Origin of the sequence: Enterobacter nematophilus (genome assembly GCF_026344075.1) — a bacterium.
Taxonomy (GTDB): Bacteria; Pseudomonadota; Gammaproteobacteria; order Enterobacterales; family Enterobacteriaceae; genus Enterobacter; species Enterobacter nematophilus.
Genome location: NZ_JAPKNE010000002.1, coordinates 25,012 through 47,348 on the forward strand (window position 1 = coordinate 25,012; position 22,337 = coordinate 47,348).

Annotated in this window: 21 protein-coding genes; 18 read left to right on the forward strand and 3 right to left on the reverse strand. The window is 58.6% G+C overall.

Translation table 11 applies throughout. From position 1 onward, the window contains the following. The first annotated feature begins 188 nt into the window (after positions 1–188). The 3 genes from fadI (at position 189) to sixA (ending at position 4,341) form a co-directional block, all read left to right on the forward strand. The gene (gene fadI / locus OSH03_RS06880) at positions 189–1,499 is read left to right on the forward strand and encodes an acetyl-CoA C-acyltransferase FadI (RefSeq protein WP_041908875.1); all 1,311 of its coding nucleotides are present in this window, start codon (positions 189–191) and stop codon (positions 1,497–1,499) included. Continuing rightward, positions 1,499–3,646 (forward strand): fatty acid oxidation complex subunit alpha FadJ, encoded by a 2,148-nt coding sequence (gene fadJ / locus OSH03_RS06885; RefSeq protein WP_266178669.1) that lies wholly within the window; start codon positions 1,499–1,501, stop codon positions 3,644–3,646. Before fadI ends, fadJ begins: the two co-directional genes overlap by 1 nt. 209 nt (positions 3,647–3,855) lie before the next feature. After that, on the forward strand, positions 3,856–4,341 hold the full coding sequence (gene sixA / locus OSH03_RS06890) for a phosphohistidine phosphatase SixA (protein ID WP_003861375.1): 486 nt from the start codon (positions 3,856–3,858) through the stop codon (positions 4,339–4,341). Positions 4,342–4,387: 46 nt separating this feature from the next. Here sixA and smrB read toward each other — a convergent pair whose 3' ends face one another. After that, positions 4,388–4,939 (reverse strand): endonuclease SmrB, encoded by a 552-nt coding sequence (smrB, locus tag OSH03_RS06895; RefSeq protein ID WP_008502613.1) that lies wholly within the window; start codon positions 4,937–4,939, stop codon positions 4,388–4,390. Between the two features lie 145 nt (positions 4,940–5,084). On the opposite strand from smrB, the gene prmB reads away from it, so the two are divergent. From prmB to OSH03_RS06925, 6 genes are read left to right on the forward strand one after another with little or no spacing between them, the layout of a single operon-like run. Next, entirely contained in the window at positions 5,085–6,017 is a 933-nt protein-coding gene (gene prmB, locus OSH03_RS06900; RefSeq protein ID WP_266178670.1) for a 50S ribosomal protein L3 N(5)-glutamine methyltransferase, read from the forward strand. Between the two features lie 60 nt (positions 6,018–6,077). Next, positions 6,078–7,163, forward strand: coding sequence for a chorismate synthase (gene aroC / locus OSH03_RS06905; protein WP_116338504.1), 1,086 nt, complete (start codon positions 6,078–6,080; stop codon positions 7,161–7,163). A gap of 2 nt (positions 7,164–7,165) precedes the next feature. Next, positions 7,166–7,990: a penicillin-insensitive murein endopeptidase gene (mepA, locus tag OSH03_RS06910; protein ID WP_266178671.1), complete on the forward strand. Its 825-nt coding sequence runs from the start codon at positions 7,166–7,168 to the stop codon at positions 7,988–7,990. Beyond that, on the forward strand, positions 7,990–8,799 hold the full coding sequence (locus OSH03_RS06915) for a sulfite exporter TauE/SafE family protein (protein WP_061097513.1): 810 nt from the start codon (positions 7,990–7,992) through the stop codon (positions 8,797–8,799). Before mepA ends, OSH03_RS06915 begins: the two co-directional genes overlap by 1 nt. Further along, the gene (locus tag OSH03_RS06920) at positions 8,799–9,344 is read left to right on the forward strand and encodes an elongation factor P hydroxylase (RefSeq protein ID WP_266178672.1); all 546 of its coding nucleotides are present in this window, start codon (positions 8,799–8,801) and stop codon (positions 9,342–9,344) included. The genes OSH03_RS06915 and OSH03_RS06920 overlap by 1 nt, the downstream gene beginning before the upstream one ends. Positions 9,345–9,357: 13 nt before the next feature. Beyond that, complete coding sequence (locus OSH03_RS06925; RefSeq protein ID WP_028013966.1) at positions 9,358–9,633, forward strand: YfcL family protein; 276 nt, start codon at positions 9,358–9,360, stop codon at positions 9,631–9,633. Positions 9,634–9,695: 62 nt separating this feature from the next. On the opposite strand, the gene mnmC is transcribed toward OSH03_RS06925, so the two are convergent. After that, positions 9,696–11,693: a bifunctional tRNA (5-methylaminomethyl-2-thiouridine)(34)-methyltransferase MnmC2/FAD-dependent 5-carboxymethylaminomethyl-2-thiouridine(34) oxidoreductase MnmC1 gene (mnmC, locus tag OSH03_RS06930; protein WP_266178673.1), complete on the reverse strand. Its 1,998-nt coding sequence runs from the start codon at positions 11,691–11,693 to the stop codon at positions 9,696–9,698. 158 nt (positions 11,694–11,851) lie between these two features. On the opposite strand from mnmC, the gene fabB reads away from it, so the two are divergent. Both fabB and OSH03_RS06940 read left to right on the forward strand, forming a co-directional pair. Beyond that, positions 11,852–13,069, forward strand: a complete 1,218-nt coding sequence (gene fabB / locus OSH03_RS06935) for a beta-ketoacyl-ACP synthase I (protein WP_014832795.1) — start codon at positions 11,852–11,854, stop codon at positions 13,067–13,069. A 68-nt stretch (positions 13,070–13,137) separates the two neighbouring features. Further along, positions 13,138–14,316, forward strand: a complete 1,179-nt coding sequence (locus OSH03_RS06940) for an MFS transporter (protein WP_266178674.1) — start codon at positions 13,138–13,140, stop codon at positions 14,314–14,316. Between the two features lie 42 nt (positions 14,317–14,358). Here the strand turns inward: OSH03_RS06940 and flk are convergent, their stop codons facing one another. Beyond that, positions 14,359–15,363 (reverse strand): flagella biosynthesis regulator Flk, encoded by a 1,005-nt coding sequence (flk, locus tag OSH03_RS06945; protein ID WP_253542870.1) that lies wholly within the window; start codon positions 15,361–15,363, stop codon positions 14,359–14,361. A gap of 113 nt (positions 15,364–15,476) precedes the next feature. On the opposite strand from flk, the gene pdxB reads away from it, so the two are divergent. The 7 genes from pdxB (at position 15,477) to dedD (ending at position 22,275) form a co-directional block, all read left to right on the forward strand. Continuing rightward, entirely contained in the window at positions 15,477–16,613 is a 1,137-nt protein-coding gene (gene pdxB / locus OSH03_RS06950; RefSeq protein WP_266178675.1) for a 4-phosphoerythronate dehydrogenase PdxB, read from the forward strand. Between the two features lie 67 nt (positions 16,614–16,680). Beyond that, complete coding sequence (locus OSH03_RS06955; RefSeq protein WP_266178676.1) at positions 16,681–17,694, forward strand: aspartate-semialdehyde dehydrogenase; 1,014 nt, start codon at positions 16,681–16,683, stop codon at positions 17,692–17,694. After that, a complete protein-coding gene (gene truA, locus OSH03_RS06960; protein ID WP_266178677.1) occupies positions 17,694–18,506 on the forward strand; it encodes a tRNA pseudouridine(38-40) synthase TruA in 813 nt (270 codons plus the stop codon). Before OSH03_RS06955 ends, truA begins: the two co-directional genes overlap by 1 nt. A gap of 28 nt (positions 18,507–18,534) precedes the next feature. Beyond that, entirely contained in the window at positions 18,535–19,194 is a 660-nt protein-coding gene (locus tag OSH03_RS06965) for a DedA family protein (RefSeq protein WP_061097521.1), read from the forward strand. 154 nt (positions 19,195–19,348) lie between these two features. Next, entirely contained in the window at positions 19,349–20,254 is a 906-nt protein-coding gene (gene accD / locus OSH03_RS06970) for an acetyl-CoA carboxylase, carboxyltransferase subunit beta (protein ID WP_003861408.1), read from the forward strand. A gap of 70 nt (positions 20,255–20,324) precedes the next feature. Continuing rightward, positions 20,325–21,593, forward strand: a complete 1,269-nt coding sequence (gene folC / locus OSH03_RS06975; RefSeq protein ID WP_266178678.1) for a bifunctional tetrahydrofolate synthase/dihydrofolate synthase — start codon at positions 20,325–20,327, stop codon at positions 21,591–21,593. After that, positions 21,583–22,275 carry a cell division protein DedD gene (gene dedD / locus OSH03_RS06980; protein WP_045259684.1) on the forward strand — a complete coding sequence of 231 codons (693 nt, stop codon included), beginning with the start codon at positions 21,583–21,585 and terminating at the stop codon, positions 22,273–22,275. Before folC ends, dedD begins: the two co-directional genes overlap by 11 nt. Positions 22,276–22,337 lie beyond the last annotated feature (62 nt).

Here is a 22,337-nt window from a genome sequence, read left to right on the forward strand (position 1 = left end):
GCAAGCACTAAAAACGGTAACCTACGGGTTACCGTTTTGCTTTTATCCTCGGCATTTTCTTTTTCTTCTCTGTGTTTTACCTCGCATTTTTATGCTTCCCTGATTGGCTGAATGTAAAAAAATGGTTAAGACTGTTATCAGGTCAGACCACTTCATGTTCATGTAAAATTTTTTCACAGGGGAAGGTTATGAGTCAGGCATTACCGCTAATCACCCGACAAGGTGACCGCATTGCCATTGTCAGCGGTCTGCGTACGCCGTTTGCGCGTCAGGCGACGGCGTTTCACGGTATACCGGCTGTCGATCTGGGGAAAATGGTAGTGGGTGAGATGCTGGCTCGCAGCGAAATTCCGCCTGAGGTCATCGAGCAGCTGGTCTTCGGCCAGGTGGTGCAGATGCCTGAAGCCCCCAACATTGCGCGGGAAATTGTTCTCGGTACCGGCATGAACGTTCATACCGATGCCTACAGCGTCAGCCGCGCGTGCGCGACCAGCTTCCAGGCGGTGGCAAACGTGGCGGAAAGTCTGATGGCGGGCACCATTCGCGCCGGGATCGCAGGCGGCGCCGATTCTTCCTCCGTACTGCCGATTGGGGTCAGTAAAAAGCTGGCCCGTATTCTGGTGGATGCCAATAAAGCCCGCACCACCGGTGCGAAGCTCAAACTCTTCTCGCGTTTACGCCTGCGCGATCTCATGCCCGTGCCGCCTGCCGTAGCGGAATACTCCACCGGCCTGCGCATGGGCGATACCGCCGAGCAGATGGCGAAAACCTACGGTATCACCCGCGAGCAGCAGGATGCGCTGGCGCATCGCTCGCATCAGCTGGCTGCGAAAGCCTGGTCGGAGGGCAAACTCACCGACGAGGTCATGACCGCCTACACGCCTCCCTATCGAGAGCCTCTTACAGAAGACAACAATATTCGTGGCACCTCGACGCTGGCGGATTACGCCAAACTGCGCCCGGCGTTTGACCGCAAACACGGCACCGTGACGGCGGCCAACAGTACGCCGCTGACCGATGGTGCTGCTGCGGTGATCCTGATGACGGAGTCGCGTGCCAAAGAGCTGGGCATCACGCCGCTGGGCTATTTGCGCAGCTATGCCTTCACCGCCATTGATGTCTGGCAGGACATGCTGTTAGGTCCGGCGTGGTCCACGCCGCTGGCGCTGGATCGCGCGGGGCTGACGCTGGCGGATTTAACCCTGATTGATATGCACGAAGCCTTTGCCGCGCAAACCCTCGCAAACGTCCAGCTGCTGGCAAGCGAGCGTTTTGCGCGCGACGTGCTGGGCCGCGCCCATGCCACCGGCGAAGTGGATCAGAGTAAATTCAACGTGCTGGGTGGTTCTATCGCCTACGGCCATCCGTTTGCAGCCACGGGCGCGCGTATGATCACCCAAACATTACACGAGCTACGCCGCCGCGGCGGCGGGTTTGGTCTCGTCACCGCCTGCGCGGCGGGCGGTCTTGGCGCAGCAATGGTTCTGGAGGCTGAATAATGGATATGCCATCTGCATTTAATCTGACGGTTCGCCTCGATAACGTCGCGATTATCACTATTGATGTGCCTGATGAAAAGATGAATACCCTGAAGGCTGAATTTGGCACTCAGGTTCGCGCCATGCTCAAGCAGATCCGCGAAAATAAAGCGATTCGTGGTCTGGTTTTTATCTCGGCCAAGCCGGACAACTTTATTGCCGGGGCCGATATCAACATGATCGCCCGAGCGAAAAGCGCCCAGGAAGCAGAAGACCTGGCGCGTCAGGGCCAGCAGGTAATGGCTGAAATCAACGCCCTGCCGGTCCCGGTTATTGCCGCGATCCACGGTGCCTGCCTGGGGGGCGGGCTGGAGCTGGCCCTGGCCTGTCACAGCCGTATCTGCACCGACGATGCGAAAACCGTTTTAGGGTTGCCGGAAGTGCAGCTAGGCCTGCTGCCGGGATCGGGTGGAACACAGCGTCTGCCGCGTCTGGTTGGGGTTAGCACTGCCCTGGAGATGATCTTAACCGGCAAGCAGCTACGCCCCCGTCAGGCGCTGAAAGTGGGGTTGGTTGACGACGTCGTTCCGCACACCATTTTACTGGACGCTGCCGTTGAACTGGCGCTGAAGGGACGTCAGACAAAACGTCCTCTCCCCGTGCGCGAGCGCGTGCTGGCAGGGCCACTGGGGCGCGCGCTCCTGTTCAACATGGTGGGCAAAAAAACCGAGCAAAAAACCAAAGGCAACTACCCGGCGGCAAAGCGCATTCTGGAAGTGATTGAAACAGGGTTGTCGCAGGGAAGCAGCAGCGGCTATGCCGCTGAAGCTAAAGCTTTTGGCGAACTGGCGATGACGCCGCAGTCGCAGGCGCTGCGCAGCATCTTCTTCGCCAGTACTGAGGTGAAAAAAGACCCGGGCAGCGAGGCAGAGCCTGCTCCGCTGCGCGCCGTTGGCGTGCTGGGCGGTGGGCTGATGGGCGGCGGCATCGCGTTTGTTACCGCCAGCAAAGGCAAATTGCCCGTGCGTATCAAAGACATCAACGCGAAGGGCATCAACCACGCGCTGCAGTACAGCTGGCAGAACCTTGATCGGAAGGTCAAACGCCGCCATATCAAGGCAAGCGAGCGTGATAAAACCCTGGCGACGATCTCCGGCACGACGGATTACAGCGGTTTTGCGCACCGGGATCTGGTGATTGAAGCCGTATTTGAAGACCTGGCGCTTAAGCAGCAGATGGTGGCTGACGTGGAGCAGCACTGCGCGCCGCACACCATTTTCGCCTCAAACACCTCGTCTTTACCAATTGGCGATATCGCGGCGAAAGCTGCTCGTCCGGAGCAGGTCATTGGTCTGCACTTTTTCAGTCCTGTCGAAAAAATGCCGCTGGTGGAGGTGATTCCGCACGCCACGACCAGCCCGCAGACCATCGCCACCGTGGTGAAGCTGGCGAAAAAACAGGGTAAAACCCCGATTGTGGTCGCGGACAAGGCTGGCTTCTACGTCAACCGTATTCTGGCACCCTATATCAACGAAGCGATGCGGCTGCTGACGGAAGGGGAGAAAATCGAGCATGTCGACGAGGCGCTCGTAAAGTTTGGCTTCCCGGTCGGCCCAATCCAACTTTTGGATGAGGTGGGAATAGACACCGGCACTAAAATTATACCTGTGCTGGAAGCCGCATATGGCGATCGTTTTACCCCGCCTGCAAACATTGTTTCTGCAATTTTGAAGGACGATCGCAAAGGCAGAAAAAATGAACGCGGTTTCTATCTTTACGGCGCGAAAGGGCGTAAAAGCAAGAAACAGGTCGACCCTTCGGTTTATGGGCTTATTTCGGCCACCGGTCAGGGAAAACTGTCTGCCGTTCAGTGCGCTGAACGTTGCGTCATGATGATGCTCAATGAAGCGGCGCGCTGCTTTGGTGAACAGGTGATCAAAAGCGCGCGCGACGGCGACATCGGCGCGGTATTTGGTATTGGTTTCCCGCCGTTCCTTGGCGGCCCGTTCCGTTACATGGACACTCTCGGCGCGGGTGAAGTGGTTGCCATTCTGCAACGTCTGGCCTCGCAATACGGTCCGCGGTTTACACCGTGTGACGAATTATTGCAGATGGCGGAGCGGGGCCAGACATTCTGGCCTGCAAGGGAAACTGATTTCGTAAACTGAAGTCAAAGAAGGGTAAATCCTGAGGTGAATGAACCTGTTCTGGCGATTTTGTAAACAGAGATTGACTATACTTACGCCATTGAGGTAAAAAACAGCGTTTCATTCACCGAATGGATCAGGCACAATGCCCGGCCATCGGGTTTTCTACCTCAGAGCATTAATCGCGGGTAGTTAACGCCGGTGATTCTGGTTAACAAAAGCGGTGCAATATGCAAGTTTTTATCATGCGTCACGGCGACGCGGCACTCGATGCCGCCAGTGACTCAGTACGTCCTTTAACCGTCTGTGGCTGTGACGAATCCCGTCAAATGGCGACGTGGCTTAAAGGTCAAAAAGTGGACATTGAACGCGTTCTGGTGAGTCCGTTCCTGCGTGCAGAACAGACGCTGGACGTGGTAGGGGAGTGTATGAACCTGCCATCCAGCGTGGACGTTCTCCCTGAGCTGACGCCATGCGGCGATGTCGGTCTTGTCAGCGCTTACCTTCAGGCGCTGTGCAATGAAGGTGTCGCTTCCGCACTGGTCATTTCCCACCTGCCGCTGGTCGGCTATCTGGTATCTGAGCTGTGCCCGGGCGAAACGCCGCCAATGTTCACCACTTCCGCCATTGCCAACGTCACTCTCGACGAAACCGGCAAAGGGGTCTTCAACTGGCAAATGAGCCCGTGCAACCTGAAGATGGCAAAAGCTATCTGACGTGACGTGTGACAGGGCGGGGTACTACGTATTACCCGCCCTTCTGTCAGGGCAACTCTGGCGGCTGCCACTCCTCAACTTCAATCAACACCAGCAATGCGGCATCTCCGCCGTACTCTTTCGGTGCCTGATGAAACGCCATCACGTGCGGGTGCTGAGCCAGCCACAGCGGCGTCTGTTGCTTCAGAATATGTTTACCGTGGCCGTGCATCACGCAGGCGCAAAAAACGTGTTCGCGGCGACAGGCGGCAATCAACGCCCCCAGTTCCTGTTTCGCCTGCATCTGCGTTAAGCCGTGCAGATCGAGAAACAGCTCCGGCGAATAATCGCCGCGGCGTAATTTCTTCAGTTCAAAATGGCTGACGTCTTCGCGCACGTACTTCACAGCCCCTTGCGTATTGAGCAGCGGCTGAAATTCATCTGAAAAATAGTGGCTGTTATCCGCCTGCTCCTGGAGCAGCCGTTTGACCGGAACTTCGCTGATTTTTTTACGCTGCGGGCGGTGGACAATCGTGTCCTGCGCGATTTTACGCGTCCCGGTCATCAGCTGGCGGAAGAGAGCCTGATCCTCCTCGCTGAGCGATGTTTTCTTTTTCATTCGTCATTCTCATCTCGTATTTCCGATAGTGTACCCGACTAAACGCATTTTTTAACCTCAAGCGGTACGCGTCATTGCTGATTTATCGCCGTCTTCATGGCAAACTAGCCGCCGAAAATTATGCGAGCATGCCCTGGAGGAAAGAGTGGATAAAATATTTGTCGATGAAGCAGTAAACGAGCTGCATACCATACAGGACATGTTGCGCTGGTCGGTTAGCCGCTTCAGCGCCGCCAATATCTGGTACGGTCACGGTACCGACAACCCGTGGGACGAGGCCGTTCAGCTGGTGCTGCCGTCTCTTTACCTGCCGCTGGACATTCCGGAAGACATGCGCACCGCGCGCCTGACCTCCAGCGAAAAACACCGCATCGTTGAGCGCGTGATCCGTCGCGTAAACGAGCGTATCCCGGTCGCCTATCTGACCAACAAAGCCTGGTTCTGCGGCCACGAGTTTTACGTCGATGAACGCGTGCTGGTACCGCGTTCGCCGATTGGCGAGCTGATCAACAACCACTTTGAAGGCCTGATTAGCCATCAGCCGCAGCATATTCTGGATATGTGCACCGGCAGCGGCTGCATCGCGATTGCCTGCGCGTACGCCTTCCCGGACGCGGAAGTGGACGCCGTCGATATCTCCACCGACGCGCTGGCCGTGACCGAACACAACATCGAAGAGCACGGTCTGATCCATCACGTCACGCCAATCCGCTCTGACCTGTTCCGCGACCTGCCGACGCTGCAGTACGATCTGATCGTCACTAACCCGCCGTACGTCGATGCAGAAGACATGTCCGATCTGCCGAACGAATATCGTCACGAGCCTGAGCTGGGCCTGGCGTCAGGCTCTGACGGCCTGAAGCTGACCCGCCGCATTCTGGCCTGCGCGCCGGATTACCTGACCGATGACGGCGTTCTGATTTGTGAAGTGGGCAACAGCATGGTACATCTGATAGAGCAGTACCCGGATGTGCCGTTCACCTGGCTTGAGTTCGACAACGGCGGTGACGGCGTCTTTATGCTGACCAAAGCGCAGCTGCTCGACGCGCGCGAACATTTCAGCATCTATAAAGATTAATCCAGCGGGCTTCGGCCCGTTTCACAACGCTCAAACACAAACAACAACATCGGAGCCGTGATGGCAGGAAACAGTATTGGACAGTTATTCCGCGTGACCACCTTTGGCGAGTCGCACGGGCTGGCGCTGGGCTGTATCGTTGATGGCGTACCGCCAGGCATCGAACTGACCGAAGCAGATTTACAGCACGACCTCGACCGCCGTCGTCCGGGCACCTCTCGCTACACCACGCAGCGTCGCGAGCCGGACCAGGTGAAAATTCTCTCCGGCGTCTTTGAAGGCCGCACCACCGGGACCAGCATCGGTCTGCTGATTGAAAACACCGATCAGCGCTCCCAGGACTACGGTGCTATCAAGGACGTGTTCCGTCCGGGCCACGCTGACTACACCTACGAGCAAAAGTACGGCTTTCGCGACTATCGCGGCGGCGGACGCTCTTCCGCGCGTGAAACCGCGATGCGCGTGGCCGCTGGCGCGATTGCCAAAAAGTATCTGCAGCAGAAATTTGGCATCGTTATCCGCGGCTGTCTGACCCAGATGGGCGACATTCCGCTGGCGATCAAGGACTGGGATCAGGTCGAGCAAAACCCGTTCTTCTGCGCCGATGCGGACAAGCTGGAAGCGCTGGACGAGCTGATGCGCGGCCTGAAAAAAGAGGGCGACTCCATTGGGGCGAAAGTCACCGTGGTGGCAGACGGCGTCCCGGCTGGCTGGGGCGAGCCGGTATTTGACCGTCTCGACGCCGATATCGCCCACGCGCTGATGAGCATCAACGCGGTGAAGGGCGTCGAGATTGGCGACGGCTTCGACGTGGTGGCGCTTCGCGGCAGCCAGAACCGCGACGAAATCACGAAAGCGGGCTTCCAGAGCAACCATGCGGGCGGCATTCTCGGCGGTATCAGCAGCGGGCAGCAGATTATTGCCAACATCGCGCTGAAGCCAACCTCAAGCATCACCGTGCCGGGCCACACGATTAACCGCTCAGGCGAAGAAGTTGAGATGATCACCAAAGGTCGTCACGATCCGTGCGTGGGGATCCGCGCGGTGCCGATCGCAGAAGCGATGCTGGCGATCGTGCTGATGGATCACTTCCTGCGCCAGCGCGCGCAGAATGCGGACGTGACGACCACCATTCCACGCTGGTAAACATGAAAAAAACCGCAATTGCTCTGCTGGCGCTGCTGGCCAGTGGAGCCAGTCTGGCCGCCACCCCGTGGCAAAAAATCACCCATCCGGTGGCGGGAAGCGCGCAGTCCATCGGCGCCTTCTCTAACGGCTGTATTGTGGGCGCGCAGGAGCTGCCGCTGCAATCGGATACGTATCAGGTGATGCGTACCGACCAGCGTCGTTACTTCGGCCACCCTGACCTGGTGCTGTTCATTCAGCGACTGGGAAACCAGGTGCATAACCTGGGGCTGGGGACGATGCTGATTGGCGATATGGGGATGCCTGCCGGTGGCCGCTTCAACGGCGGGCACGCCAGCCACCAGACCGGACTGGATGTCGATATCTTCCTGCAGCTGCCGAAAACGCGCTGGACGTCTGCGCAGCTGCTGAAACCGCAGGCGCTGGATCTGGTCTCGGGCGACGGCAAACGGGTCGTTGCCTCCCGATGGTCACCGGAGATTTTCAGCATGATCAAGCTGGCGGCAGAAGATAACGACGTCACGCGGATTTTCGTCAACCCTGCCATCAAGCAGCAGCTCTGTCTGGATGCGGGAACCGATCGCGACTGGCTGCGCAAAGTGCGCCCGTGGTTCCAGCATCGTGCGCATATGCACGTTCGTCTGCGCTGCCCGGCGAACAGCCTGGAATGTGAAGATCAGCCGTTACCTCCGCCAGGCGATGGCTGTGGTTACGAACTGCAAAGCTGGTTTGAGCCGGCAAAACCTGGAACCTCTAAGCCTGAGAAGAAGACACCGCCTCCGTTGCCGCCTTCCTGCCAGGCGCTACTGGATGAGCATGTACTTTAATGGATAATTTCGTCGATCTGTTTATGGTGTCACCGCTGCTGCTGGTGGTGCTGTTCTTTGTGGCCATGCTGGCCGGTTTTATCGATGCGCTCGCGGGCGGCGGCGGGCTATTGACCGTGCCCGCGCTGCTGGCGGCAGGCATGAGCCCGGCGCAGGCGCTTGCCACCAACAAGCTTCAGGCCTGCGGCGGCTCGCTCTCCGCGTCGCTCTATTTTATCCGCCGTAAGGTGGTGAGCCTGGCCGATCAGAAGCTCAATATCCTGATGACCTTTATCGGCTCCACGTCGGGCGCGCTGCTGGTGCAGCACGTGCAGTCCGATATTTTGCGCCAGATCCTGCCGATTCTGGTTATCTGCATTGGCCTGTATTTTTTACTGATGCCGAAGCTCGGTGAGGAAGACCGCCAGCGTCGTCTGCACGGCCTGCCGTTTGCGCTGATTGCCGGCGGCTGCGTCGGTTTTTACGACGGTTTCTTCGGCCCGGGCGCAGGCTCGTTTTACGCGCTGGCGTTCGTGACGCTGGCCGGGTTTAACCTTGCCAAATCCACAGCCCACGCCAAAGTGCTGAATGCGACCTCGAACCTCGGCGGCCTGCTGCTGTTTATCATTGGCGGCAAGGTTATCTGGGCAACCGGTTTTGTGATGATGGCAGGGCAGTTTTTGGGCGCGCGCGCGGGCTCGCGTCTGGTATTAAGCAAAGGACAAAAGCTGATCCGCCCGATGATTGTTATCGTCTCGGCGGTGATGAGCGCCAAACTTCTTTATGACAGCCATGGACAGGAGATCCTCACCTGGTTGGGGATGAACTAATGAACAGTACGCATAAATACGAACAGCTGATTGAGATCTTTGACGGCTGTTTTGCTGATGATTTTAATACCCGTCTGATTAAAGGCGACGACGAACCGATCTATCTTCCTGCTGATGCAGAGATTCCGTATAACCGCATCGTTTTTGCCCACGGCTTTTACGCCAGCGGTTTGCACGAGATTTCGCACTGGTGCATCGCGGGGAAAGCGCGGCGCGAGCTGGTGGACTTCGGTTACTGGTACTGTCCGGACGGGCGTGACGCCGCCACGCAGGGCCAGTTTGAAGACGTGGAAGTGAAGCCGCAGGCGCTGGAATGGCTGTTCTGCGTGGCGGCGGGTTTCCCGTTCAACGTGAGCTGTGACAACCTTGAAGGCGACTTCGAGCCAGACCGTATCGTCTTCCAGCGCCGCGTTCATGCGCAGGTGATGGAGTATCTTAAGAAAGGCATTCCGGAACGTCCGGCGCGCCTGATCGGGGCTTTACAGAATTATTACCACACGCCGGAGATCACGGCGGAATGCTTCCCTTGGCCGGAAGATCTTTAACAGAGGAAAGAAGATGATCGCAGAATTTGAATCACGCATTCTGGCGTTAATTGATGACATGGTGGAACACGCCAGTGATGATGAGCTGTTCGCCAGCGGTTATCTGCGTGGTCACCTGACGCTGGCGGTAGCCGAGCTGGAAGCAGGAGACGATCACTCTGCCGACGCCGTTCACGCTGAAGTCACTCGCAGCCTGGAAAAAGCCATTCTGGCCGGGGAGCTCTCTCCGCGCGACCAGTCACTGGTACTGGGCATGTGGGACAATTTGTTCCAGCAGGCTAAACGCTAAGCCGCCTTCTCTTCCCTCTCCCCTTTGGGGAGAGGGTGAGGGTGAGGGGATTCGACCGCACCCTACTTAACCCTTTTCCCCTTCAGCAGTTTCCGTACCCACAGTCGATTCGGGTTCAGCCCCGCAAGCGTGGTTCTGTCCAGCGGAACGGGCTCGTTGCTCATTTGCGCGGCTAACGTTTCAGCCAGCAGCGGCGCGGAACACAATCCTCGCGATCCTAATCCGCCCAGCATGAACAGTTCCGGATAAACGGGAGCACTCACCGCCGCATCCCGGTTTTCTGCCAGATCCTGATAGGCCTCAAGCGTTACCTCATAGTCCGGCACGTTTCCCGCCATTGGCAGATGATCGCGGGTCGCACAGCGCACGCCGCAGCGCGCTTCGCCCTCGCTGACGTCAACCTCTTTCGCCCACGCCGCATCCGGGAAACAGTCAATAAGGCGCTGGCGGTTTTGCTGCTGATCCGCTTCGCTGTAGCGCATATCCGCTTCGCCACGATGGTAGCTGGCGCCGATGCAGTGATGAGCATTAGACGGATTTTTCGGCGTCAGATAGCCGTCATAGCACAGCACCTGACGCAGCTTGCTCAGTTCGGGCGCGGTCGGGATATGGCTTACCTGGCCGCCGACCGGATAAACCGGCAACGTCTCTGTCTGGATAAACTGGCTGATGTTGTGCCCGTTTGCCAGCACAACGCTGGCATGCTGCGCCGCTTTGCCATCAGCAAAACGCAGAGTCCACCGTTCTGACCGGCTGAGCGATTCAACTTTATGGGCATAATGCACCGTCAGACCGCGTGACTGCGCCAGGCTAATCGCCGCCGCGGTCAGTTCAGCCGGGCACAGCCAGCCGCCGAGCGGATACTGAATGCCGCCACAGCCGATTTCCACGCCAGCGGCGTCTGCCACCTCCTGCGCGCTGACCGCGCGGGCAATCTCCTCCGGCAGACCCAGCGACAGCATCTGCGCGATTTTTTGCTGGCTCTTTTCATCCCAGCCGAGCTGCGTCACGCCGCACCAGTCGTGGTCGAATGCCACCGGCAGCGTGTCGTACAGGCGACGGGCGAAGGTAAAGGCCGCGGGGAAAAACTGGAACAGGGCCGGATCGTGCGCGCTTAAAAGCGGGTAAAGCGCGCCCTGGCGGTTGCCGGACGCGCCGCTGGCCGGTGCCTCGTCAGCGCAGTAGAGCGTCACCTGCCAGCCCCGGTGCAGCAGCGCGAGAGAGAGCAGGGCGCTGGCGATCCCTCCGCCAACGATCGCCACTTCGCGCGATGCGCTGGCGCTGCGCGCAAACCAGGGAGCCCGAGCGGGAATGTCCAGCGTCCGATCCATCGTGCCGACCAGCATGTCGCGCTTGCGGCCAAAGCCTTTGGTCTTCTGCATGGTAAAGCCCGCCTCCTGCAGCCCGCGGCGGACAAAGCCGGCCGAGGTAAAGGTGGCGAGCGTTGCGCCGGGACGCGCCAGCCGCGCCATCGCGCTAAACAGATGCGGGCTCCACATGTCCGGATTCTTGGCGGGCGCAAAGCCGTCCAGGAACCACGCGTCCACCGTCTGGTTCATCGAGTCGTCGAGCGTATCGGTCAGGTCGTTAATGTCGCCCAGCCATAAATCCAGCGTCACCCGTCCGCCGTCCAGAATCAGACGGTGGCAGCCGCCAATATGCGGCGGCCACTGCGCCTGAAGCTGCTCCGCCCAGACTGCAAGCTCCGGCCAGCGCTGGTGGGCGAGCCGCAGATCGTGCGCGGTGAGCGGGAATTTTTCGAAACTGATGAAATGTAATCTTTGTAGCGTAGCCTCAGGGTGCGCAGCGTGAAACTGGTCAAACGCCAGCCAGAGGGTTAAAAAATTCAGCCCGGTGCCGAATCCGCTTTCCGCGACCACAAACAGGCTCCGCGGGTGCGCCGGGAAGCGGGTGCTGAGCTGGTTTCCGTCGAGGAAAACATAGCGGGTTTCTTCGAGTCCGTTATCATTAGAAAAATAGACGTCATCAAAATCTCGGGAAACAGGTGTACCCTCAGCGTTAAATTCGAGGTTGGCGGGTTGTATAGCGTTTTGTTTCACGTAAGTTACTCGTCTGACAGGCAGTGGCACGATCTTAACGATGTGAGTCCATCGGTGCAAATTTCCGCAGAAAATGTCTGATCGGACTTGTTCGGCGTACAAGTGTACGCTATTGTGCGACTCGAAACTTTTTATAGTGCGACTTACAGAGGTATTGAATGAAACGTGCAGTGATTACTGGCCTGGGCATTGTTTCCAGCATCGGTAATAACCAGCAGGAAGTCCTGGCATCTCTGCGTGAAGGACGCTCCGGGATCACTTTCTCTGAAGAGTTTAAAGATTCAGGTATGCGTAGCCACGTATGGGGTAACGTCAAACTGGACACCACCGGTTTGATTGACCGTAAAGTGGTTCGTTTCATGAACGATGCCTCTATTTATGCTTATCTCTCCATGCAGGAAGCGATCAAGGATTCTGGCCTGAGTGAAGAGGTTTATCAGAACAACCCGCGCGTGGGCCTGATTGCCGGTTCCGGCGGCTCGTCAAAAGCGCAGGTATTCGGTGCTGACGCAATGCGCAGCCCGCGTGGTCTGAAAGCGGTAGGTCCGTACGTGGTCACCAAAGCCATGGGTTCTGCGGTTTCCGCATGCCTGGCGACCCCGTTCAAAATCCACGGTGTGAACTACTCCATCAGCTCCGCGTGTGCAACTTCCGCGCACTGCATCGGCAACGCGGTTGAGCAGATCCAGCTGGGCAAACAGGACATCGTATTTGCCGGCGGCGGCGAAGAGCTGGGCTGGGAAATGGCCTGTGAGTTCGACGCAATGGGCGCTCTGTCCACCAAGTACAACGAAACCCCGGACAAAGCCTCCCGTACCTATGACGCGCACCGTGACGGTTTCGTCATCGCGGGCGGCGGCGGTATGGTTGTGGTTGAAGAGCTGGAGCACGCGCTGGCGCGCGGCGCGCACATTTACGCTGAGATCGTGGGCTACGGCGCGACGTCCGACGGCGCCGACATGGTTGCACCGTCCGGCGAAGGCGCGGTGCGCTGCATGAAAATGGCGATGCACGGCGTTGATACCCCAATCGACTACCTGAACTCCCACGGTACCTCTACTCCGGTAGGCGACGTGAAAGAGCTGGGCGCGATCCGTGAAGTGTTCGGCGACAACAGCCCGGCTATCTCCGCAACCAAAGCCATGACCGGCCACTCTCTGGGCGCGGCGGGCGTGCAGGAAGCGATTTACTCACTGCTGATGCTGGAAAACGGCTTTATCGCCCCAAGCATCAACATCGAAGAGATGGACGAGCAGGCGGCTGGCCTGAACATCGTGACCAAACCAACGGAAGCGACGCTGACCACCGTCATGTCCAACAGCTTCGGCTTCGGCGGCACCAACGCCACGCTGGTTATGCGCAAGCTGAAAGCATAAGCGTTTGAATGTATAATAGAAGGGAGCCGGAAGGCTCCCTTTTTTTATGCCTGAACACGGAGTTATGCATGAAGGCTGTTACCCCCGAGAAGGGTACTCCTTCCGGGAACCTTTCTCTTTTCCGCATCGCCTTTGCGGTATTCCTGACCTACTTGACCGTTGGCCTGCCGCTGCCGGTGATCCCGCTGTTCGTTCATCAGGAACTCGGCTATGGCAACACCATGGTCGGCATTGCCGTGGGCATTCAGTTTTTAGCCACGGTGTTAACCCGCGGCTACGCCGGACGGCTGGCGGATCAGCACGGTGCAAAACGCTCGGCCTTACAGGGCATGTTTGCCTGCGGGCTGGCGGGCGGCGCGTGGCTGCTGGCCGCTCTCCTGCCGGTCGACGCCGCGTATAAATTTGCGCTGCTGGTGGTGGGCCGTTTAATCCTTGGCTTCGGTGAAAGCCAGCTGCTGACCGGCACCCTGACCTGGGGGATGGGGCTGGTGGGGCCTGCGCGCTCCGGCAAAGTCATGTCCTGGAACGGGATGGCCATTTATGGCGCACTGGCCGCAGGCGCGCCGCTGGGGTTGCTGATCCACAGCCAGTTTGGATTTGCGGCGCTGGCGGGTACCACCATGGTGCTGCCGCTGCTGGCGTGGGCGTTTAACGGTTCAGTGCGTAAAGTGCCCGCGCACAAGGGCGATCGTCCTTCGCTGTGGAGCGTGGTGGGGCAAATCTGGCAGCCGGGTCTGGGGCTGGCGCTTCAGGGCGTGGGGTTTGCGGTGATTGGCACCTTCGTCTCCCTCTATTTCATGAGCCGCGGCTGGGCGATGGCGGGCTTTACGCTGACGGCCTTTGGCGGCGCGTTTGTCCTGATGCGCGTCCTGTTCGGCTGGATGCCGGATCGCTTTGGCGGCGTGAAGGTGGCGGTGGCGTCGCTGGTGATCGAAACCATTGGGCTGGTGCTGCTCTGGCAGGCGCCGGTTGCCTCCGTTGCGCTGCTTGGCGCCGCGCTCACCGGCTGCGGCTGTTCGCTGATCTTCCCGGCGCTGGGCGTTGAGGTGGTGAAGCGCGTGGCGCCGCAGGTGCGCGGTACGGCGCTGGGCGGCTATGCGGCGTTTCAGGATATCTCATACGGGGTAACCGGGCCGCTGGCGGGGCTGTTGGCCACCTCGTTTGGCTACCCGTCCGTCTTCCTGGCCGGCGCGGTTTCCGCGGTGGTGGGGATCGTGGTGACGCTGGTGGCGTTTCGCAGGACTTGAGCCGTTGTAGGCCCGGTAAGCGGAGCGCCACCGGGCAAAACGTCAGGCAACCAGCCAGAAAATCGCCAGCGCAATCAATAATGCAATAAACATTAATCCCGGACGGGCAGAGAGCGTTCTGAACGTCTCCACAACGGGCGCAAACAGCGGGCTGTAGATCGGCTGAACGTTTCTTACCTCCGGCACGCCGCCTTCCCGCTCTGCGCGGCGAACGAAGATCTGATTGAGAAGATCCTGCACCTGCGCGGTGGTCAGCACCGTTTGCGGCGTGGCCTGCCAGTTCTGCTGGGCGTAATCCCGAATCACCTCGAACTCGTGCGGCTCCAGAGGCTGTTTAAGCGCCGCCTGAACGGTATGCAGGGTAGGGGCGCTCTGGGTGCTGAGCGTCTGGCGCGCCTGCAGCCAGGTCACCAGATGGGTAAACTGTTTGGCCGGAATCAGCTCGCCCGCCTTCACGCCGGACAGTTCGAGCATGGATTGCCAGATAAGCTTCGTCGACTCGCCGGTGGCGGCGGCCAGTTTGGTCACCATCTGGTTCAGCGTGTTGTGCTCGGCAGGCTGCAGCGGGCGCTCGGTTGACGGGCGTACCTGAGGCTGAGGAATAGATAACTGATTGTTCTGCAACAGCGTCAGCACGGTTTTAAGCTGGTCTGGCGTCAGCTGGCTCAGGGCGGTCTGGCCATACTGCTGACGGATAAAGTCACTGACTGCCTGACGGTTATTTCCCTGGCCCAGCAGCTCGGTCAGCTGCGTGACAATCTGACGCGTGGTGTGGTTCTGCTGCGCGGTCGTAATACGCTGGTTGAGATTTTGCTCGGCGGCAGGGAAATGGCGCGACTGCAGCGGTGCATCGTTTCTCACGCCTAAATCATGCTTTACCCCGGCCCAGACTTCCGCGTTTTGCTGCGAAGTCAGCGCTATCAGGCGCGTGATCAGTCGCTCCAGCACGGTGCGCTGTTGCGTGGATAGCGGCTGTTCACCGGCAACGTTTGGCGTGACAGGGCCTTCACCTGGAGGGCGCGGCGGCGTACCTGAAATAGGCTGCATCGTCAAAAATCCTTAAAGTCAAAACTCAGCGTAAACCCGGCATACGTATATGCCTGGCGGCCAGATTATGGCACACTTGGTAGGTTTTCTTCCTCTCAAACAGGTACTCAGACGTGAAAATCCTCGTTGATGAAAATATGCCTTACGCCCGCGAGCTGTTTAGCCGCCTCGGCGACGTTAAGGCTGTCCCTGGTCGCCCTATTCCGGTTAACGAACTGGATGACGCAGACGCGCTGATGGTGCGCTCGGTGACCAAAGTAAATGAGGCGTTGCTTGCCGGTAAAGCGATTAAGTTTGTCGGAACCGCAACGGCAGGGACCGATCATGTGGATGATCAGTGGCTGAAGCAGGCCGGAATCGGTTTTTCCGCCGCGCCGGGCTGTAACGCCATTGCCGTCGTGGAATACGTTTTCTCCTCGCTGCTGATGCTGGCCGAGCGCGACGGTTTTGCGCTAAAAGAGCGCACCGTGGGGATTGTCGGCGTGGGTAACGTTGGCAGGCGCCTGCAAAAGCGCCTTGAAGCGTTAGGGATCCGCACGCTGCTGTGCGATCCGCCGCGCAAAGATAACGGTGACGACGGGGATTTCCGCGCGCTGGATGAGCTGGTTGAACAGTGCGATGTGCTGACGTTCCACACGCCGCTGTTTAAAGAGGGGCCGTATAAGTCCCTGCATCTGGCGGACGAGGCGCTGATTCGCCGTCTGAAGGCTGGCACTATTCTGATAAATGCCTGCCGTGGCCCGGTGGTGGATAATGCCGCGCTGCTGAAATGTCTGAATGAAGGGCAGGACCTCAGCGTGGTGCTGGACGTCTGGGAGCCGGAGCCGGATCTCAACGTTGAGCTGCTGAACAAGGTTGACGTTGCTACCGCGCATATCGCGGGCTATACGCTTGAAGGTAAAGCGCGCGGCACGACGCAGGTGTTTGAAGCTTACAGCGCCTTTATCGGCCATCCGCAGCAGGTGGCGCTGGATACTTTACTCCCCGCGCCTGAATTTGGCCGCATTACCCTGCATGGTCCGCTCGATCAGGCAACGCTGAAAAGGCTGGTGCATTTGGTGTATGATGTGCGCCGCGACGATGCGCTGCTGCGTAAGGTGGCGGGGATCCCGGGTGAATTTGACAAGCTGCGCAAGAACTACGTTGAGCGCCGCGAGTGGTCTTCCCTGTATGTGATGTGCGACGACGCAGCGGCTGCGACGTTGCTCAAGAAACTGGGTTTTAACGCCGTCCATCACCCGGCGCATTAATGTCTTCATAATGCTCCCTGTCGGATACGCCGACAGGGACGCTTTTTTATTTCTGGAGTAAACCACCATGTCTGAAGGCTGGAACATTGCCATTTTAGGTGCCACGGGTGCCGTGGGCGAAGCCCTGCTCGAAACTCTTGCCGAGCGTCAGTTCCCGGTGGGCGATATCTATGCGCTGGCGCGCACCGACAGCGCGGGCGAGCATCTGCGTTTTGGCGGTAAATCCGTGATGGTTCAGGATGCGGCCGCGTTTGACTGGACCCAGGCGCAGCTGGCGTTTTTCGCCGCGGGTGCTGAAGCCACGGCGTCTTACGTTGAAGAGGCGACCAATTCGGGCTGTCTGGTGATCGACCTGAGCGGCCTGTTCTCCCTGGAGCCGGACGTGCCGCTGGTGGTACCGGACGTCAACCCGTTTGTGCTGGCGGACTACCGCAACCGTAACGTCATCGCGGTACCGAACAGCCTGACCAGCCAGCTGCTGACCGCGCTGAAGCCGCTGATCGACGACGGCGGCCTGTCGCGCATTACCGTCACCAGCCTGCTGTCCGCGTCGGCGAACGGTAAAAAGGCCGTTGACGCGCTGGCCGGGCAGAGTGCGAAGCTGCTGAACGGCATCCCGATCGACGAAGATGATTTCTTCGGCCGCCAGCTGGCGTTCAACATGCTGCCGCTGCTGCCGGATCGTGAAGGTTCCGTGCGCGAAGAGCGCCGTCTCGTCGACGAAGCGCGCAAGATTCTGCAGGACGAGGGGCTGATGATTTCCGCCAGCGTCGTGCAGTCCCCGGTCTTCTACGGCCACGCGCAGATGGTCGGTTTTGAGGCGCTGCGCCCGCTGGCGGCAGAAGAAGCGCGCGATGCTTTTGGCCGCGGTGAAGACATTGTCCTTTCCGAAGAGAGCGAGTTCCCGACCCAGGTGGGCGACGCCACCGGCAGCGCGCATCTCTCCGTTGGCTGCGTGCGTAACGACTACGGGATGCCGGAGCAGGTTCAGTTCTGGTCCGTTGCCGATAACGTCCGCTTTGGCGGCGCGCTGATGGCGGTCAAGATTGCCGAGAAGCTGGTGCAGGAGTATCTGTACTGATGTCCGAAGTGGAACTAAAGCCGGTTCATAAAATTGCCCTCGGTATTGAGTACGATGGCAGTAAATACTATGGCTGGCAGCGTCAGAATGAGGTGCGCAGCGTCCAGGAAAAGCTGGAGAAAGCGCTCTCTCAGGTGGCAAACGAGCCGATTAACGTCCTGTGCGCGGGGCGTACGGACGCGGGTGTTCACGGCACGGGGCAGGTGGTTCACTTTGAAACCACCGCCGTGCGTAAGGATGCCGCCTGGACGCTGGGTGTAAATGCGAATTTACCTGGTGACATCGCGGTGCGTTGGGTTAAAGCTGTGCCGGATGATTTTCACGCGCGCTTCAGCGCGACGGCGCGTCGCTATCGCTATGTCATCTACAACCAGCGTCTGCGCCCGGCGGTATTAAGCCAGGGCGTGACGCATTTTTATGAACCGCTCGATGCAGAACGCATGCATCGCGCGGCGCAGTGTCTGATTGGTGAAAATGACTTTACGTCGTTTCGTGCGGTTCAGTGTCAGTCCCGTACGCCGTGGCGTAACGTCATGCACATTAACGTCAGTCGTTTTGGCGCGTATGTGGTGGTGGATATCAAAGCCAATGCCTTTGTACATCATATGGTGCGGAATATTGTAGGCAGCCTGATGGAAGTGGGCGCCGGACACCAGCCGGAGAGCTGGATTGCAGAACTGCTGGCAGCGAAGGACAGAACGCTTGCGGCAGCAACGGCGAAAGCGGAAGGGCTTTATCTGGTCTCGGTAGACTATCCGGATCGGTTTGACCTGCCAAAACCGCCAATGGGCCCGCTGTTTTTAGCGGACTAAACAAAGGTGCAATTAAGGCTTAGACAATATGGACGTAATACGTTTTCTGATTGATTTCATTCTGCATATTGATGTTCACCTGGCGGAGCTGGTCGCGCAGTACGGCGTCTGGGTTTACGCCATTCTGTTCCTGATTCTGTTCTGTGAAACCGGTCTGGTCGTTACCCCGTTCCTGCCGGGAGACTCGCTGCTGTTCGTGGCCGGTGCGTTATCTGCCCTGCCAACCAATGACCTGAATGTCCATCTGATGGTCGTGCTGATGATCGTCGCGGCGATTATCGGTGATGCGGTCAACTACACCATCGGGCGGGTGTTCGGTGAGCGGTTGTTCAGCAATCCGGACTCGAAAATTTTCCGCCGCAGCTATTTAGACAAGACCCATGCCTTCTATGAACGTCATGGCGGAAAAACCATTATCCTTGCGCGTTTTGTGCCTATTGTGCGCACATTTGCACCGTTTGTGGCGGGAATGGGCCATATGTCCTATCGTCATTTTGCAATGTATAACGTGGTAGGGGCACTGCTGTGGGTACTGCTGTTTACCTATGCGGGCTACCTGTTTGGCGACTTGCCGGTGGTTCAGGAAAACCTTAAGTTACTGATTGTAGCGATTATTGTGCTTTCCGTACTGCCTGGCGTTATCGAAATTATTCGTCACAAACGTGCGGCGGCAAAGCAAGCGAAGTAAATGCACGCTGGCGGTTCGACCACTTTTTTATCCAAAGTTTCGGGCTGTTATGTTTTAATGTGCAACATTCATGGTCTGTTGGAGGCAAAAATGGCATTATTCGCCTCTTATAGCAAAACTGGCATACGACCAGGTTCAGGCAGAAAGGTTATCAATGAGCTGGATTGAACGAATTAAAAGCAACATTACCCCGACGCGCAAAGCGAGCATTCCTGAAGGGGTATGGACGAAGTGTGATAGCTGCGGCCAGGTTCTGTATCGCGCAGAGCTGGAACGCAATCTTGAGGTGTGTCCGAAGTGTGACCACCACATGCGTATGTCGGCGCGCAACCGCCTGCATAGCCTGCTGGACGAAGGTTCTCTGGTAGAATTGGGCAGCGAGCTTGAGCCAAAAGACGTGCTGAAGTTCCGCGATTCCAAAAAATACAAAGATCGTCTCGCCTCTGCACAGAAAGAGACCGGCGAGAAAGACGCACTGATCGTCATGAAAGGCACCCTGCACGAGATGCCGGTTGTTGCCGCCGCGTTTGAGTTCTCCTTTATGGGCGGCTCAATGGGCTCCGTGGTGGGCGCGCGCTTTGTGCGTGCCGTTGAGCAGGCGCTGGAAGACAACTGTCCGCTGATCTGCTTCTCTGCCTCCGGCGGTGCACGTATGCAGGAAGCGCTGATGTCCCTGATGCAGATGGCGAAAACCTCTGCGGCGCTGGCGAAAATGCAGGAGCGCGGTCTGCCGTACATCTCTGTGCTGACCGACCCAACCATGGGTGGCGTCTCCGCAAGCTTCGCGATGCTGGGCGACCTGAACATCGCTGAGCCAAAAGCGCTGATCGGCTTTGCCGGTCCTCGCGTCATCGAGCAGACCGTTCGTGAAAAACTGCCGCCGGGCTTCCAGCGCAGTGAGTTCCTCATTGAGAAAGGCGCTATCGATATGATCGTCCGCCGTCCAGAAATGCGCCTGAAACTGGCCAGCATTCTGGCGAAGCTGATGAATCTGCCAGCGCCTAACCCGGATGAGCCGCGCGAAGGCGTGGTGGTACCGGATCAGGAACCCGAGGCCTGATAACTGAAAAGGGCAGGGCCAGATGGCGCTGCCCTTTTGCTTTATAACCTGTTAATGACAACCGGGCATTATGGAAAATAAAAGCATTCCCCAAGCCACGTCGCCCCTGGCCGCGTGGCTTTCTTATCTGGAAAACCTGCACAGTAAAACCATTGATATGGGGCTTGATCGCGTAAGCCAGGTTGCCGCGCGTCTCGACGTGCTGAAACCGGCGCCTTTCGTGTTTACCGTCGCCGGAACCAACGGTAAAGGGACGACCTGCCGCACGCTGGAATCAGTTCTGATGGCGGCGGGTTATAAGGTTGGCGTCTACAGCTCTCCGCATCTGGTGCGCTACACCGAGCGGGTTCGCGTGCAGAACAGCGAGCTGGCGGAATCTGCCCATACGGCGTCGTTCGCGGCTATCGAAGCTGCGCGCGGAGAAACCTCATTAACCTATTTCGAATACGGTACCCTGTCAGCGCTGTGGCTTTTTAAGCAGGCGCAGCTGGACGTGGTGATCCTGGAAGTGGGGCTGGGCGGGCGTCTGGATGCCACCAATATGGTGGATGCGGACGTGGCGGTGGTCACCAGCATCGCGCTGGATCATACCGACTGGCTGGGCCCGGATCGTGAAAGCATTGGCCGCGAGAAGGCCGGTATTTTCCGGGCGAATAAGCCCGCCGTGGTCGGCGAGCCGGACATGCCGCATACCATCGCTGATGTAGCAAACGAGAAGGGCGCTCAGCTCCTGCGTCGCGGCGTTGACTGGCACTATGAGGTGCAGGACAACGGCTGGCGCTTCAGCGATGCGCAGGGCGTGCTGGACAGCCTGCCGCTGCCGCAGGTACCGCAGCCGAACGCGGCAACTGCGCTGGCGGCACTGCGCGCCAGCGGATTAGCGGTCAGCGAACAGGCAATCCGTGACGGCATTCAGAATGCGCTGCTGCCGGGTCGTTTCCAGATAGTCAGCGAGTCACCGCGTCTGATCCTGGACGTGGCGCACAACCCGCATGCGGCGGCGTATCTCGCAGGACGTCTCAAATCGTTACCAAAAACCGGGCGCGTGCTGGCGGTTATCGGTATGCTTCATGATAAAGATATCGGCGGGACGCTGGCCTGCATGGAGAGTGTGGTCGATAGCTGGTATTGTGCTCCTCTGGAGGGGCCGCGCGGCGCGACCGCTGAGCAGCTGATGGAGCATCTCGGTAAAGGCGCAATCTACAGTAGCGTGGCGCAGGCCTGGCATGCCGCGATGGCGGAGGCTAAACCAGAAGATACCGTGCTGGTGTGTGGCTCTTTCCACACGGTGGCACATGTCATGGAAGTGATGGACGCGGGGAGAACCGGTGGCGAGTAAGTTTCAGAACCGTTTAACAGGAACCATTGTGCTGGTCGCGCTCGGGGTGATTATTCTTCCCGGGCTGCTCGACGGGCAGAAAAAACATTATCAGGACGAGTTTGCAGCCATTCCGCTGGTGCCGAAGCCGGGCGACCGCGATGAGCCGGATATGCTGCCTGCGGCAACGCAGGCGCTGCCTGCGCAGCCGCCTGAAGGGGCGGCGGAAGAAGTCCGCGCGGGCGATGCCGCTGCACCGTCACTCGACCCGTCGCGTCTGGCGGCGAATAACAACATCGAGATCGATCCGGTACCGGTAGAGAAGCCAAAGCCTGTTGAAAAACCGAAGCCGGTAGAAAAACCGCAGCCGAAGCCACAGCAACAGCGAGATAAAGCAGCAGAGCAGCTGGCTGCAGCGTCTGAAACCCCACCGCCGGCGAAGCAAGACGCAGCGCCGACCGGCAAAGCCTATGTTGTGCAGCTGGGGGCGCTGAAAAACGCCGATAAAGTCAACGAGGTTGTCGGTAAACTGCGCAGCGCGGGATATCGTGTTTACACTTCACCTTCCACGCCGGTGCAGGGTAAAATTACCCGCATCCTCGTGGGGCCGGAGGCGTCGAAAGACAAGCTGAAAGGGTCGCTGGGCGAGCTGAAGCAGATCTCCGGGCTGAGCGGTGTGGTGATGAGCTACAGCGCGAACTGATAAGTTTTCCCCCTCACCCCGGCCCTCTCCCCAAAGGGGAGAGGGTGAAAGTCGCATCGAGC